This is a genomic window from Butyrivibrio sp. XBB1001 (assembly GCF_000424505.1).
Taxonomy (GTDB): domain Bacteria; phylum Bacillota; class Clostridia; order Lachnospirales; family Lachnospiraceae; genus Butyrivibrio.
The window spans coordinates 25,569-41,901 of the sequence record NZ_AUKA01000017.1 but is presented as its reverse complement, the minus strand read 5'-3'; the positions used below and the strand labels follow the sequence as shown (position 1 = coordinate 41,901).

The window sequence follows — 16,333 nt, the reverse complement described above, 5'->3', positions numbered from 1 at the left end:
TATTAGGCAACCTAAAACATTGACCATCATGATTAAATGTGTTTAAATGTGTTCAAAGGAGTAAGTCATTATGAACACATCAAATATCACAAATTACAAGCCAAAAGATTTTGCCGAGCTATTGGGGGTTTCCGTTAAGACATTGCAGCGCTGGGATAGGGAAGGAACTCTAAAGGCGAACCGAACTCCAACTGATAGGCGTTATTATACTTATGACCAATATCTTCAGTTTAAAGGTATAAACACAGAAAATGATAATCGTCAGATTGTTATTTATGCAAGAGTGTCTACAAGAAATCAAAAAGATGACTTACATAATCAGGTATCTTTTTTACGGCAGTTTTGCAATGCTAGAGGTATTATTGTAGACCAATGTATTGAAGATTATGGAAGTGGTCTAAATTACAACCGTAAAAAGTGGAATGAACTATTAGATGAAGTCATGGAACAAAAAATCAAAACTATCATAGTAACGCATAAAGACAGATTTATCCGTTTTGGCTATGATTGGTTTGAAAAATTCTGTATGAAGTTCAATACGACCATAGTGGTAGTAAACAATGAAGATTTATCGCCACAAGAAGAACTAGTACAGGATATTGTTTCAATACTCCATGTGTTTTCTTGTAGGCTGTATGGACTTCGCAAGTATAAAAAACAAATAGAAAAGGATGAGGAAATTGCTAAAGAGCTTCAAAACGGAAATTAATCCGACAGCCGAGCAAAAAGTTAAAATCAGTAAGACTATTGGTACTTGTAGATATGTCTACAACTTCTATCTTGGTCATAACAAAAGCTTACATGACAAGGGTGAGAAGTTCCTGACAGGCAAGAGTTTTAGTGTATGGCTTAATAATGAATATATTCCTAATAACCCTGACAAAGTATGGATTAAGGAAGCATATTCAAAAGCCGTAAAGAAATCTATTGAAGATGGATACACTGCTTTTACAAGATTTTTCAAACATCAGACTGCTTTTCCAAATTTCAAAAAGAAAGGCAAATCAGATGTAAAAATGTATTTTGTAAAGAACAACCCAAAGGATTGTCGCTGCGAAAGACATAGACTAAACATACCGACTTTAGGTTGGGTACGTCTTAAAGAAAAGGGCTATTTACCTACAACTAAAGACGGATGGAAAATTAAAAGCGGTACAGTGTCCATTAGAGCAGGTAGATACTACGTATCAGTTCTTGTTGAAATTCCTGATGTCAAGATTGCCAATAATAGCAATGATGGCATAGGGATTGACTTAGGCTTAAAAGATTTTGCGATTGTTTCTAACGGTAAGACATATAAGAATATCAACAAATCAGCAAGATTAAGGAAATTAGAAAAACAACTACGTAGAGAACAAAAATGTCTCTCTCGTAAGTATGAAAATTTAAAGAAAGGAGCGCCCACTCAAAAAAATATACAAAAACAAAAGCTCAAAGTACAGAAACTCCATCATAGGATAGCCAATATCCGCACTGATTACATCAATAAAACAATAGCTGAGATAGTGAAAACCAAGCCGTCTTATATAACTATTGAGGACTTGAATGTGTCGGGAATGATGAATAACAGGCATCTTTCAGAAGCTGTTGCATCGCAGAAGTTTTATGAATTTAGAACTAAGTTAAAGACTAAATGTGATGATAACGGTATTGAACTTAGGATTGTAGACAGATGGTATCCATCATCAAAAATATGCCATTGCTGCGGTAATATCAAGAAAGATTTAAAACTTTCAGATAGAATTTATCGATGTGACTGCGGCTATGTTGAAGATAGAGATTTTAATGCAAGCCTAAATCTTAGAGATGCCAAAACTTACGAAGTTGCATAATTAAAGCAAACGTAAGTATGTACTGTGGGCTATCGCAGGAATTTACGACTGTGGAGTGTACAAGAACTTGTGAGTAGCGTATTGCTTGCAATCGCCAAAGCATGCACGTTGAAGCAGTAAGAAGTATCCGTGAGGACTTCAATTTCTCGATGTGTTAAGTGTATTTAAACACATTTTGAGTGGCAGGACGATTACATGGGAAGTAATTTAGAAGCTCAGTATCTTAGGATTTTATCTAATCAGTTTCCAAATGTAGCAACGACAGCTACGGAGATCATAAATCTTCAGTCAATACTCAGCCTTCCAAAGGGCACAGAGCACTATCTGTCGGATATCCACGGAGAATATGAGCAATTTGCCCATGTGCTTCGAAACGGATCTGGTGCAGTCAAGCGCAAGATTGACGAGGAATTTGGCAATATGCTCTCCGAAAAAGAGAAAAGAGATCTTGCGACTTTAATCTATTACCCGGAAGAGCGCATCAGAATGATCAAAAATACCACCTGGAACATGGATGAGTGGTATGTTGTCATGATAAATCGCCTGATACAGGTGTGTAAGAGCGCAGCCAGCAAGTACACAAGGTCCAAGGTTAGAAAGGCTCTTCCCAAGGACTTTGCCTACGTGATCGAAGAGCTTATCACAGGGCGAAGGGATCTGGGCAATCAGGAAGCCTATTACAACGAAATAATCCATACAGTCATCAGAATTGGCAAGGCGCCTGAGCTCATTGTGGCGCTATCCAATGCTATTACCCGCTTTGTTGTGGATCACCTTCATATTGTAGGAGATATCTATGACAGAGGCCCAGGGCCACACCTGTGCATGGATACTCTTATGCGCCACCACAGCGTTGATATTCAGTGGGGAAATCACGATATAGTATGGATGGGCGCAGCCACTGGTCAGCTTGCCTGCATCGCGACAGTTCTGCGTTTCTCTGCAAGATACGGAAATCTTGATATTCTGGAGGATGGATATGGTATAAACCTTCTCCCACTCTTCAAGTTTGCTCTTGATACCTACAAAGATGACCCCTGCGACTGTTTCAAACTGCATTACAGAGAGGGCGAGTATGACCTTTCCAACGCAGATATTGACCGCAAGATGCACAAGGCAATTGCAGTAATACAGTTTAAGGTGGAGGGGCAGCTTATTAAGGCCCATCCCGAGTTCCACATGGAGGACAGGCTTCTTCTTGATAAGATGGATCTTGAGAGAGGCGTGGTCAGAATTAGGGAAACTCTATACAAGCTCCTTGACACAAATTTCCCCACAATTGATCCTGCGGACCCTTATGCCCTGTCCCCTGAAGAAGCAGAAGTTATGGAAAAGCTGCGAAACGGCTTTATCAGGTGCGAGAAGCTTCAGGAGCACGTGAGATTTCTTTTCCGCAAGGGAAGTTTATATAAGGTATATAACAATAACCTTTTGTATCATGGATGTGTTCCGCTTACAGATGATGGCAAGCTCAAGGAAATTGAGCTCTGCGGCCACAAATACAAGGGCAAGGCCCTGTACGACGAGCTTGAGAAGATCCTAAGGAAGGGCTACTACGCTCTTGACCCTGATGAGAAGCAGCTTGGAATGGATATGCTGTGGTACACCTGGTGCCATGAGAATTCTCCTGTATTTGGTAAGAATAAAATGGCTACCTTTGAGCGCTACTTTATCGCAGAGAAGGAGACTCATGAAGAGAAGAAAAATCCCTATTACAGCTGGTATGACGATGAAGAAACAATAAATATGATCATGAGTGAATTTGGCCTTACTTCTCCTGAAAGCCGCATTGTAAACGGCCATGTGCCTGTGGAAGCCAAGAAGGGTGAGCTTCCTATCAAGTGTGGCGGAAGACTTATCGTTATTGACGGCGGATTTTCCAAGGCTTATCAGCCCAAGACCGGCATTGCAGGCTATACCTTGACCTACAATTCCTATGGATTCCTACTTGCGGCCCATGAGCCCTTTGAATCTGTTGAAAAGGCGGTGGAGACCGGAAGTGACATTCACTCTGACACTGTGCTGGTTCAGCATGTGGACAAGAGAAAGACCGTGGCAGACACTGATATCGGCCAGAACATCAAGGAAACTATTGCTCAGCTTGAAAAGCTCTTAAATGCCTACAGGACAGGACTTCTTGCTGAGAAGGAGTAAGGTAATATAGCAAAATGCAGGATCAATCCAGGAAGGATTAATCCTGCAGCTAGAACTAAATTTGTATTATATGGTATTTGAATCTCCAAACTAATTCATCAAATTAAATTACAGTTCCTCTACAACCCTAAGCTTTGCAGACTTAATGCAAAGTCCGCCCTGAGTCAGGAAGAACTTAAGATAGAAAGTTCCAATATAAGAAGGGAAAAGAGTAACCTTCACTGTCTTCCAGTCTCTGTCCATACCTGTAAGTGTAACAGTCTGTACAAGGCCCTTATCCTGGAAGATAGAAATAGGAAGCTGTGCCACATCAGGCTGATCATCAGCTTTAAGCACAAGCTCCAGTTCAACAACGCTTCTCTTAACTTCAGTTAAAAGAAATGTTGTCTCATCTCCTCTTCCTGTCTTTATGAGAGATGTATCCAGAGAAACCTCATTTCCAGGCATCTTTACATCTATTATCTCCTGAAGACGTACATCCTCCGCAGTAACTGCACTCTTTAATTCCTCATCAAGCTCTGACTCTTCTCCCAAGAGGTGTCTGTAAGCTGGGCTCTTTAGCAGGAATCTAAGGATATTCTCTGCACATCTTGCAAGCTCTGCTCTTGAAAGTCTTCCATCCTGCAGAGCCTTCTCAAGGTCATCTCCGTTTGAGTTAGTCTCTGCATTTCCATTTACCATGTTAAGGTCGTTCTGAGCGCGAACCTGAGAGGATACATTCTTGTAATCACCAGCATCTCCTGCAAAGTTATTGCCCATAGCCCACCAGTCTGTCATTACAATGCCATCAAATCCCCACTCTCCGCGCAGGATAGTAGTAAGAAGATCATAGCTGCTGGCAGTCCAGATGCCATTTACAGGGCCATAGGTGCTCATCACTGCTCTGGCATTACCCTCTCTTACTGCGATTTCAAAGCCCTTTAAATAAATCTCACGAAGAGCTCTCTCAGAAACAATGTTATTAACGTGATGTCTCTTAAACTCCTGTGTGTTTCCAGCAAAGTGCTTGATAACACCAGTTACATCATACTTGTGAAGTCCACGCAGCTGTGCTGCCACAAGCTTACCTGTAAGGAAAGGATCCTCTGAGAAATACTCAAAGTTTCTACCATTCATAGGATTTCTGTGAATGTTCATACCAGGTCCCAAAAGGGCATCAATCCTATATCTTCTAAGGTCAAGTCCTTCCCAGTTAAAGAGCTGTTCGTTAAGCTCCTCGTTGAAGGTGCAGGCAAGACAGGTTCCGTTTGGAAGAGAAAATGCATGAGTTCCGCAGTCCATACGAATTCCAGATGGGCCATCAGAGCAGCCCGCAACAGGAATTCCAAATGCAGCAAGCTTATCTGTAACTCCGCCGAAGGCTCCTGCGATTCCGGCAGTTACCTTAGGAGAGCACATTCCTTCGCCTCTCATCATGCAGCAAAGATCTTCATCTGAAAGCTGTGCAATAAACTCATCCATGGAAGCCTTCTTATTCTCCACATCCACAAGCTTATAGCCCTTATCTCCTGTAAAGGGAAGTGCCTTAGGAAGTCTGTCCTTGCTTCTCTTATTTGGGTCAACTGTTCTTACAGGAACTTTCTCATAGGCCTTTTCTACACTTCCATCCTTGCAAACCGCCTTAAGGCGCTTGAAATCATAGATTGGCGCATATGCCTCCTCGCAGGAGCACACAACTTCAGTCTTTTCAACAGTAAAAGAGCCCGCAAGCTTAGCGCTTCTTATATCGCTTCCGATATATATGTTATATATACCATTCTCTAACACATAGCAGGACTTATGACCTGTAACACCGCTATCATCATAGGATGCAAGATAGTACAGAGGTATCTCAAAGCTAATCCTCTGGGAATCTCCCTTGCGTAAAAGATCTGTCTTATTAAATCCACATAAGGCTCTGCTTGCCTTGCCTAGCTTGCCCATAGGAGCCTCTACATAAACCTGTACAGCCTCCTTACCATCTACATCTCCAGTATTGCGAACCAGAACTTCCAGGGATACTCCATCTTTTTTGTCAAAAGAAAATGCTCCTGGCGCAATATCAAAGCTTGTATAAGAAAGACCATAACCAAAAGGATACAGCACGCTTTCCTTGTCAAAGGTCTCGAAATAGCGGTATCCTACATAGATATCCTCAGTCTGATAGTTTTCCTTGTCAGAGCCAAAGTTCTCTGTAGATGAATAGTCGCTTATGTTAGCTGCAATCGTATCAGGAAGCTTACCTGATGGATTTACCCTGCCGCTTAGTACGTCAAATACAGCATTTCCACCTTCCTGACCTCCCTGCCATACATAGAGAACAGAAGCAGGCTTTATCTCTTTTACCCACTTCATATCGATGATATTTCCTACGTTTAAAAGAACTACTGTCTTATCAAAAGCTCTGCAGACCTTGCTCAGAGCATCCCTCTCCTCATCAGTCAGAAGAAAACTACCCTTTTCATTCTTGTTGTCCTGATCCTCACCTGCTGTTCTTCCGATGATAAAAATAGCAGTTCCAGACTCTTTAGCTGCCTCTTCTACAAAATCTTCTGTAAGAGGCATTTCCTTCTGAAACCATGGCTCAGCAGCCCATCCTATACCTGTGTCGAAAGGATTTTCCTTAACGAACTCTTCGTAGGCCTTTCTTACAGTCTTACTGATCTTAAAATATCCTGAATTTTCCAGGGCTTCATAGATTCCAACAACATAGTCAACATTTACCATGCCGCCTGACCCTGTTCCACTCTTGTAATAATTCATCTGGCTTCTGCCAAATACTGCAATCTTCTCATTCTTTTTAAGAGGAAGAACATTCCCCTCGTTCTCCAAAAGAACTATTCCTTCCGCAGCTGCAGCGCGGATGACTTCCTGAAACTTTTTGTAATCCCAGATTTTACTCATAACATTCTCCTACTTTCAACCTCAGCCAACTCTCATTGATTCTTAAACACATTTATATTGATAAGGCTATTTTGCTAATCTCTAATAAACGCACTTTACCTATGATATCCTAAGTTGCTTACAATAGTATATGGTACTATTCAATAATATTTTGGCCTTTTCTTAGTTAACCTTTCCTTAAAAAATGTTTCGATAACTAATCTATTTTGCATTATTTTACACCATATTTTTAGTCACTTTATTTATTTTGGGTATTGATTTTTTGTAAGCTTTATTAATTGACACTAATAATGCTGTACTATAGACTATTATTACACTATTTAAATTTCTAATTAATTTTTGGGGTAGGGGGAAAAGTGAAAGACTTAAGGCATCTGATCTTCTTTGAGAATCTTCTCTTAGAAGCAAATAATGAACTCGTTCAAAAGGCTCAGGCAGATTCAAAGGTTTGTGTGGCATACACCTGTGAAAATGTTCCTGAACCTCTTATTAATCTTGAAGGGTGTTTTTCTGCAAGACTGCGTGCACCCAGAACAGGATCTCTTGATATTTCCACATATTATATGACCAGCTTTTTATGTGAATACTCTCGTGCTCTCCTCGAGCGCGCTATTGAAGGCGGCTTTAACTTTGCCGATTGTATGATCACGCCAGATGGCTGTTCCATGATGAACCGCTGTGTAGAGAATATGGAACTTTTAAAGACCCTTGGCGGTGGCAAAGAGAAGTTCTTCTTCGAGTACATGGAAATACCAATGAAGGCCGACGATAACGGTCTTAATCTATATGTAGTACAGTGCCGCAACCATATTTTAAAGCCACTAAACGAAAAATATGGCATAGACATTTCTGATGCAGCAATCAGAAAGTCAGTGGAGGATCACAACCGTATCTGCAGGCTGATCCGCGCCATAGGCGACTTTAGAAAAGATGAAAAGCCAAGGATCACTGGTTATGAGTTTGCAGTTATAACACTGGCAACTTACGTGGCTCCAAAATATCTTTTAATAGACAAATTAGAGGAAACTCTTGAGGAATTAAAGACAAGAGAGCCTGATGATAATAGCAAATTCAGAGCAAGAGTCCTTGTAGCCGGCTCAGAGATTGACGATACTGATTTCATAAAGCTAGTTGAGGACTGCGGGGCATATGTCTGCGCAGACCGTTACTGCTACGGCTCTCTTCCTGGCAGAAATCCAATTGAACTTAATGATGAAGAAGACGCTCTCACTCAGGTCTGCAGAGCATACATGAATAAAGGAGAATGTCCAAGATTCATGAACACCCACAAAATGGATCACCGCCGCGAATACGTAGACCAGCTGGCAAAAGAGTACAAGGCTGACGGCATTATCTATGAGCAGATGAAATTCTGCGACCCTTGGGCCTATGAAAAGATGATGGGCTCTACTATTTTAAGGGACAAATATGGATACCCTGTCCTTGCAGTTGACAGGCCATATTCAATCGGTACTTCAGGACAGATGCAGACAAGAGTTCAGGCCTTTGTCGAGAGTATTGAAATCAAAAAGATCCAGAGAGGTGGGGAAAATGGCTAAACAGATTGGCGCCGACAGATTAGGCGATTTTTATAAAGAAGGTTCAAGAGTCCGCAAGCGTCGTGAATGGCGAGGCTTTAGAGATACAATGTACGATTACTCCAGATGGCTCTGGATCATGATGACTCTGGGCAAGTTCGTTATGAAGCCCAGAAACGTCAAGGCCATGTTCCGCTATCGCTGGATGGCCAATTATCTTGCAGTACCTATGATGGTCGACAGACACACTCAGGGGCTTAGAGGTGAGTACCTCAGAATCTGTCATACTGAGCAGGACCTTGTTATCAAAGACGTAGCTAATCTTCTGGATTCCCTCTTTAGAGGCGACAGACGTATCGGCAACGACAAAAAGTTTTCAGATAAGGTTGTTCTGGTTGATGAAAACGAGATGACAGCAGTAATGATGGGCTTTCCTGATCTTAAGGTCTTAAGCCGTGAGACTCCGTCTACCTACGTTTCAGTACTTCTAAACCAGCGCGCTGCCTGCCACTACATAGATGTAGCTCAGGAGTTTGGCCTTGCTGGTGATGTCTGCCCTATGCCTGAGGCAGAAGCCGGAGTATCAATCGATGATGATGCCCCTATCCTGGGTGCCTGCGCGATCCAGTGTAACACCACCTGCGACGGCTCACTTCTTGGAAACGGCGTTATCTCACAGAGACTTGAAAAAGAAAATGGCATTCCTGTATTCCAGCTTGCTGCCCCACTTCGTCACAGAGAAGACGACGTTCAGGACTACGCTGCACAGGAGATAAGAAATGCCATCGCTTTCGTAGAAAAACACACTGGCCACAAATGGAATTGGGATGCATATTTCGAGTGTGCAAAACGTGTCAATTACTTTACAAAATGCCGCCAGGAATGGCTTGAAATGAACCGCACTCCATATCCACAGGTATTTGGTTCTAACCTTGCACTCTATACAGAGACAAACTACATGGCAATCTGCGGTAGAATCCCAGCCTTTGAAAAAGCAGATGCCAAGATCACCAAGCTTGCAAGGCAGGCCTACGCCAAAAAGAAAATGGCAGCCAAGGAATACCGTCACCGCGCTATAGTTTGGGGTGTTCAGTCTCACTACTACATGGATTTCCTCGTATGGCTCCTTAACTGCTGGGGCATCGTTCCTCTTACAGATATGCTCTCAATGGTATCAACCAAGGAGCTTGTAACAGAGGACACTCCTGAAAATAGAGAACAGGCAATCTACGACATGGCATGGCTTACAGAGAATATGATCATGAGAAACAGAACCCACGGAGGATACAAGGTTCTACTGGATGAACTCTGGGAGTTTGTTGAGATGTTCAACGCAGATATGGTCATTCTCTGGGAGCATATGAGCTGTAAAGCCCTTGACGGAATGCATGGAATGTTTGAGGAAAAGGCCCGCGAAAGAGGAATCCCTCTTGTATGGGTATCTCACGACCTTTTTGATCCAAGGATCATATCCCGCCAGGGCGTTCGTGATCAGATCAACTCCTTTATGCGTACTGTAATGCAGGAGGAACCTATTGATCCATCACTTGAGATTCTTCCAGACGACCAGAGCTGGTAATTGCAGTTTTTATCTATAACCTCTTGTGGGCAAAATAGGAATATGCCCACAGGAATTTAAACAATAGCATTTTTATAGGAGGAAAAAGAAATGGCTACATTTCTTCTGATACTTAAGATAATAGCAATTGTACTTGTAGTATTTTTTGTGCTGACCTTTACCGTTTACTTCTTCAACCTTGATATGAAGCTGACAGCGGCAATAGAACCAATACTACTTAAACATTACGACAAAATAGACAGAGACCAGCATCTTTGATGCTGGTCTTCTTTAATTGTTTTCATTTATTTGTTTTCATTTATATTTTAGTCTCAAGTCCCTGGCCAAAATACTTTCTTCTATGGATACAGGAATTTTCTCTCCCTCTCTATAAAGGAGCCTGTAATATATAGAAAAGACCTTTTTAGTCTCTCCCTTAAGGCTCTCAGGAGCAGCACTTACGTAGTCAGATAATAAGCCTCTATCCACAAAGGCATTACCAGTACTCTTCTCATAGCTATGTCTTATTGCCTTTTTTATCTGCTGAACATCAATTTCAAGTTTTCTCTCAGCTGAACTAAATTTGTATCGCAGTTTCGAGAATACAATTGTTCCCAGTATCAGTAAAAAAATAATGAAAGCGATGCTAAGCCCCACTATCACTGCAATTTTAATAAGCCTTGGAGTAATTTCCCTCTGTATTGCGTTTTCAGGATCTTCAGCAGCATCTTGCTCACTTTTAACTTCTAAACTTGGAATCTGGAGGTTTTCTTTAATCTGGTCACTTTTTATAGAAGATTCTTCCACCCTATGCCAAGTAAAATCCTCTGCTGGAAGGAAACCGCTGGTAGGTTCAAAGGGAATCCAACCTGCGCCTTCTATATAGGCTTCAGGCCAGGCATGGGCAAGACTGCTACTCACTTCATATCTATCCTGAGTTTCAAAGGGATAAACATATCGATAACCAACAGAGACCCTTGCTGGAATTCCATTTAGCCTAAGGAGCATTACCATGGCAGAAGTAAAATGTACACAATAACCCTTTTGTGTGTCAAAGAGAAATCTATCTGCAATATCGGCCATTCCTGTAGCAGAGCTAAGGTCTGACTTAGGATCATATCCCCCTTGAGCACTTGTACTATAGGGATATTGCCGCAAATACTTCTCTATAGCCTTGCACTTTTCATAATCTGTAAGGGTAGCACTACCAGAAATTTCAAAAGCCAGATCTGTCATTTTTTCTGAGGCACCACTAACATCAAGAAAATCAGTGCTCTCCAGTCCATCACCTTCCTCGCCCGCAGATTCCACCTGAAGAGAGTCATCAAACTCATTTATTGACAGAAGCGTCTCCTCATATGACTCTTGTGTCATATACTCGTCAAGCCCGGCATTATACAGCTCTTTGAAGTATTTACAAGCTTCCTCATAGGAAAGCATATTTTCTTTTGTAGCACCATCTTTGAAAACATCACCAGCCTCATTTAAAAGCACTATCAGATATGGACTTCCATAATCAATTTCCAAAAACCTTGCAGAAAGTTTATATCCTTTCCTGTGCTTTTTATCTGCTATTCCGCTTGATATCTCTTTTCTACCGTTTTTACCGTTTCCCTCAGCAGATAAATAAATTGAATTTACAGGTGCAATCTCATCCCTGGTATTTAAATAGGCGTATTCCAGCTTTACCTTGGAAAGCCTTGAAAATAAAGCCGCACGGTCCTTACTGACTTCATTTATACTTAGAAGATTTAAAAAGCTAACAAGATTAACATAGTCTCTCCCTCTTCCTCCAGCAAGATAAACTGTTCGCCTGACCTTAAGCCTCTTGCCACTTTCATTATCAGTAAAAACAAGATAGGGCTTATCATCAGACTCAATTATTATCTGCGTCTTCTCCTCCTTGGAAATCGCATTCCCCCTTGCTTCAAAAGAATTGTAGCCAGCAGTATAGGAACCATTTTCAAAAGCCACAGATAATTTGTAATTCATTTCATCTATAGTATCCATGATGCCAGAAACAAGATTATATCCAGCATTTAAAAGAGGCGTCCAATTAAGTGGCTCTGTTTTCATTGGCAAAAGAAGAGTCAATACTCCCAGCAGAACAAAGAAATGGAATGGAAAAGAACTCTTTTTCTTTTCGCAGATAAGAGCCTGAAATCCAGAAAGAGTTAGAATAACAAGTGATACGAATAAAAGCCTGCTAGATAGATAGTTTGAAGCAAATCTGCCTAGAGAAAAATACAATCCAAAGGCCAAAATATCAAGAACCAGATACATGCAAATTTCTGGAAAAATAAAATCCCCATAGTCTCTATCCCCAAAGAAAGCCACTAACCCCGCAAGAACAAGCCTTACAAACACAGCAACTGCAATACAAGCGCCCGTATAAGGTAAATCCTCTATATCTTTTAGCAAAATGATCAAAATAGCTGCAGGGAAAACTAAAAAAATTACAGACATCCATCTTTTTATAAAGATTCCAAAGAGATGGTCAAGACAGCCAAAGAACAGTAGGAAAAAGGCCACTAGAAGGACAAAACTATCCCTATCAAAGTAGTCTTCGTCTCCCATTATCAGAAGAAAAACCTCCATCCCTGTAATTATCAGGGATAGAGCCAGTAAATTCAGTTTGCACTCAGCCACAAATAAGGAAATTACTTTCTGAAGGCTGATAGTCCTCTCTGACGAGGATCCAGGTGTCGTTGTCATAAGCCCTGCTCCTGATGTCTGCAACCATTTTCTCCATTTCTTCAAGGTCCTGCTCAGACCTGTAGAAAATGCTGTCTGCTACAATATTGTAAAAATCCATAAAGCTATCGTAAGAATCCACAGTGAACTGGCTTACCTTTCCCGCTGGATATATTAGACGTACCGGGACCTTTTGCTGACCAAAACTCCAGGCCGCGGATACAACAAATTCCAAAAAGAAATCTCTCTTTTTAAGAAACTCAGTATCCTGAAGCCTTTCAGGCACATTGGACGCCTGCATCAGAATTGTCACCGATCTTTTTTCCATTCTGTCAGGAACCCTCACCATGAGTTCCGAGAGCCTTGCAGATACCTTCCAGTTAATAGAGCTAAGAGAATCGCCCCTTTGATAGGCTCTAAGGTCACTTCCAGGAGAATCCTCATATAAAAGGGCACTCTTAAGCCCCGTGCTGTTATGCAGATTCTCAAGGTCAAGCGCCTTACGGGCAATATCCGTTATCTGTGGCCTTACAACAGCTCTGAAGGAATATGGTATCTCTTTTTCGAAGGTAAAAATACAAAACGGATCATCAAAGGAAACCTTTTCTATCCCAACGCAGTAAGCCCCGGCAAATCTACAGCTGATACCAGAGTCAAGTCCTCTCCTCTCATGGATTCCGAGGGATATCTCCTGCCCGTTTTCAATCTCATACAGATCACACCTGCCCTCATAGAGATATAGCCTCATTCTGTGAATGGGCAGAAATCCTTCATTTTCTATGATGGCGCTAAATCTGTGTTCCTCTCCCTTTGTGAGCTTATGAACTTCAACCTCCTGAAATATCCTTAAGGAGATGCTATTTACAAATATATAGAGGCCGGAAACAGGGATAAGCAGCAAAATAGCGTAAAGAAACGCAAAAGAAACCGGGCCTCCGTAAAAGGAAGCAAACACAAGGCCCAACATGACAACAAGAATATATATGAGCAACCTGCTCTTGTGAATAGTAATAATCATGGCACCTTCACTTGCTCAAGAATCTTTTTGACAAGCTCCTCCTTGGTCACACGGCTAAGCCTTGCCTCAGTAGTAAGTATCAGCCTGTGTGGAAGTGTTAGCTTTGCAGCCTCAGCTATATCCTCTGGAATACAATAGTCACGGTCATCCAGATAGGCAATGGCCTGAGCACAGCGCAGCATTGTCAAAAGAGCTCTGGGCGATGCGCCACAGGATATTTCAGCCTTATTCCTGGTAGCATCCACTATAAGGACTCCATAGGCCCTGAGATTCTCGTGAATAGAAACTCTTTCAACTTCACTTCTCATCTCCATTATATCTTTTCCACTAAGAACAGGCTGGGTCTCCTGATGAAGGCTTCCATCAAGAAATCGCTTTGCCATGTCCTCAGAAGCCTGAACATCAGGATATCCCACTGATAGCTTCATCATGAATCTGTCAAGCTGCGCCTCCGGAAGAGGGTAAGTTCCTGCCATCTCTGCAGGGTTCTGCGTTCCAATCACCATAAATGGCTCCGGAACAGGAATCTGGTTGCCATCTATAGTAATGCAGTGTTCTTCCATTACCTCCAAAAGGGCAGACTGAGTCTTGGGCGAAGTCCTATTAAGCTCATCCGCCAGCACAATGTTATTAACAATTGGTCCTGGAATTACCTGAAAGCCCGATTTGTCCGGGCTAAAGATTGATACGCCTGTAATATCAGAAGGCGTCGTATCAGGTGTACACTGAATCCTTGAAAAAGAAAGAGAGAGGGAATCTGAAAGTGCCTTGGCAAGCGTCGTTTTGCCCACGCCAGGCACATCTTCCAGTAAAAGATGCCCTCCCGAAAGAATAGCTATGATCACCCTGTCGATGACCTGCCCCTTACCAACAATTCTCTGCTGCATACTGTTTTTGAGTCTTTGTGCCTTGTCATTCATCCCCAGTCTCCTCCAAAAACCTTTACAACACTTATCCCCCTATTATGCGCCCTACTCTTTAGCAGTCTCTTACTGATCATCATCTATCACAAAAAAGTCAAATAATTGTAATAAAGTATTTTTATATCTCAATTATACATTATTTACCCTTCTTTTTGGATAGCTGTTTAGGCACATATATAGACTGTATGACCTATAACAAACTGAAATATTTTTTATTCCTTCTCACAGTTTTTTCCCCCACAAAGGTCAGCCCTGTGGTATGATACTTTCCGTAATCGCTTTTAAATCTCATATTCAAGGAGGATCCCATGGGAGGATTTTTTGGAGTAGCATCTCGTGAGAGTGCAGTTTTTGACCTTTTTTACGGAACTGACTATCACTCACACTTAGGTACAAGGCGCGCCGGAATGGCTGTTTATGACAAGAAGAAGGGATTTGACCGCTCTATCCACAATATTGAGAGGTCGTATTTCAGGCCCAAATTTGAGGAAGATATGCTCAAGATGGAGGGCAATCTTGGTATCGGTTCTATTTCAGACTATGAACCTCAGCCACTTATCGTCAGATCACATCACGGCACATACGCCATCACCACTGTTGGCAAAATCAACAACATCGATGAAATCACCAATAAGCTCTTTACTGACAACCATTCACATTTTCTGGAGATGAGTGGTGGAGACATCAACCCTACAGAGCTTGTGGCATCTATCATTAATCAGAAATCTACAATCGTAGAAGGAATCCGTTACGCACAGGCAATAATAAAGGGATCTATGTCTCTGCTTGTTATGACTCCGGAAGGAATCTATGCTGCAAGAGACCGTTATGGCAGAACTCCTGTCCAGATTGGACACAAGGACGAGGGATTCTGTGTCGCATTCGAAAGTTTTTCCTACTTAAATCTTGGATATATTGACTATAGAGAGCTGGAACCTGCAGAAATCGCATTTATCACCCCGGAATCTGTAGAGATAGTTGCTCCTGGAATGGGAGATATGCGTATCTGTACCTTCCTGTGGATCTACTATGGTTTCCCTGCATCTACCTACGAGGGATTAAACGTAGAAAGGATGCGTTATAACTGCGGTGCCAAGCTGGCTCAGCGTGATATGCAGAGGGGGATTCATCCCGATCTGGTAGCAGGCGTTCCAGATTCAGGTGTTGCACACGCGATCGGTTACTCCAATACTTCAGGAATTCCATATTCCAGACCTTTTGTAAAATATACAGCTACCTGGCCAAGGTCCTTTATGCCTACAGTTCAGTCAAGGCGAGACCTTATAGCCAAGATGAAGCTTCTCCCTGTTAATCAGCTTATTAAGAACAAGAGCCTTCTTCTGATCGATGACTCCATAGTAAGGGGAACTCAGCTTCGCGAGACTACTGAGTTCTTGTATAAGAGTGGCGCCAGCGAGGTGCATATCCGTCCCGCATGCCCACCTCTGATATATGGCTGTAAGTATCTTAACTTCTCCCGTTCCAACTCAGAGATGGAACTTATAACAAGACGAGTTATTGAAAAGCTTGAGGGATATCCATCTCCAGATGAGGAGACAGTAAGAAAATATACAGATCCCGATTCACCTCAGTATGAGGCTATGCTGGAAGAAATCAGAAAAGAGCTCAATTTCACTTCACTTCATTATCACAGACTTGATGACATGATAGAAGCTATTCCACTTGAACCCTGCAATCTTTGTACTTATTGCTGGAGTGGCAAGGAATAAGAA

The 16,333-nt window shown here is 41.9% G+C and carries 11 protein-coding genes; 7 read left to right on the top strand and 4 right to left on the bottom strand.

Annotated features, from left to right (window positions below):
• The first annotated feature begins 85 nt into the window (after positions 1–85).
• From G631_RS0113225 to G631_RS0113215, 3 genes are all read left to right on the top strand, one after another.
• Entirely contained in the window at positions 86–709 is a 624-nt protein-coding gene (locus G631_RS0113225) for an IS607 family transposase (protein ID WP_196803873.1), read from the top strand.
• Positions 672–1,832 (top strand): RNA-guided endonuclease InsQ/TnpB family protein, encoded by a 1,161-nt coding sequence (locus tag G631_RS0113220; RefSeq protein ID WP_035789832.1) that lies wholly within the window; start codon positions 672–674, stop codon positions 1,830–1,832. The genes G631_RS0113225 and G631_RS0113220 overlap by 38 nt, the downstream gene beginning before the upstream one ends.
• A 195-nt stretch (positions 1,833–2,027) precedes the next feature.
• Positions 2,028–3,986: a fructose-bisphosphatase class III gene (locus G631_RS0113215; RefSeq protein WP_026489863.1), complete on the top strand. Its 1,959-nt coding sequence runs from the start codon at positions 2,028–2,030 to the stop codon at positions 3,984–3,986.
• A 108-nt stretch (positions 3,987–4,094) separates the two neighbouring features.
• On the opposite strand, the gene G631_RS0113210 is transcribed toward G631_RS0113215, so the two are convergent.
• A complete protein-coding gene (locus tag G631_RS0113210; RefSeq protein WP_026489862.1) occupies positions 4,095–6,869 on the bottom strand; it encodes a glycoside hydrolase family 3 protein in 2,775 nt (924 codons plus the stop codon).
• A 356-nt stretch (positions 6,870–7,225) separates the two neighbouring features.
• Here G631_RS0113210 and G631_RS0113205 point away from each other — a divergent pair, with 356 nt between their 5' ends.
• From G631_RS0113205 to G631_RS21185, 3 genes are all read left to right on the top strand, one after another.
• Entirely contained in the window at positions 7,226–8,428 is a 1,203-nt protein-coding gene (locus G631_RS0113205) for a 2-hydroxyacyl-CoA dehydratase family protein (protein WP_026489861.1), read from the top strand.
• Positions 8,421–9,986, top strand: coding sequence for a 2-hydroxyacyl-CoA dehydratase family protein (locus tag G631_RS0113200; protein WP_026489860.1), 1,566 nt, complete (start codon positions 8,421–8,423; stop codon positions 9,984–9,986). The genes G631_RS0113205 and G631_RS0113200 overlap by 8 nt, the downstream gene beginning before the upstream one ends.
• Positions 9,987–10,076: 90 nt before the next feature.
• Positions 10,077–10,244, top strand: a complete 168-nt coding sequence (locus tag G631_RS21185; protein ID WP_196803869.1) for a hypothetical protein — start codon at positions 10,077–10,079, stop codon at positions 10,242–10,244.
• A 36-nt stretch (positions 10,245–10,280) separates the two neighbouring features.
• Here the strand turns inward: G631_RS21185 and G631_RS0113190 are convergent, their stop codons facing one another.
• From G631_RS0113190 to G631_RS0113180, 3 genes are read right to left on the bottom strand one after another with little or no spacing between them, the layout of a single operon-like run.
• Positions 10,281–12,704 (bottom strand): transglutaminase-like domain-containing protein, encoded by a 2,424-nt coding sequence (locus G631_RS0113190; RefSeq protein WP_155833924.1) that lies wholly within the window; start codon positions 12,702–12,704, stop codon positions 10,281–10,283.
• Positions 12,607–13,677, bottom strand: a complete 1,071-nt coding sequence (locus G631_RS0113185; protein ID WP_026489858.1) for a DUF58 domain-containing protein — start codon at positions 13,675–13,677, stop codon at positions 12,607–12,609. Before G631_RS0113185 ends, G631_RS0113190 begins: the two co-directional genes overlap by 98 nt.
• Positions 13,674–14,597 carry an AAA family ATPase gene (locus tag G631_RS0113180; RefSeq protein ID WP_026489857.1) on the bottom strand — a complete coding sequence of 308 codons (924 nt, stop codon included), beginning with the start codon at positions 14,595–14,597 and terminating at the stop codon, positions 13,674–13,676. The genes G631_RS0113185 and G631_RS0113180 overlap by 4 nt, the downstream gene beginning before the upstream one ends.
• Before the next feature lie 311 nt (positions 14,598–14,908).
• On the opposite strand from G631_RS0113180, the gene G631_RS0113175 reads away from it, so the two are divergent.
• Complete coding sequence (locus tag G631_RS0113175) at positions 14,909–16,330, top strand: amidophosphoribosyltransferase (RefSeq protein WP_026489856.1); 1,422 nt, start codon at positions 14,909–14,911, stop codon at positions 16,328–16,330.
• Positions 16,331–16,333: the final 3 nt, after the last annotated feature.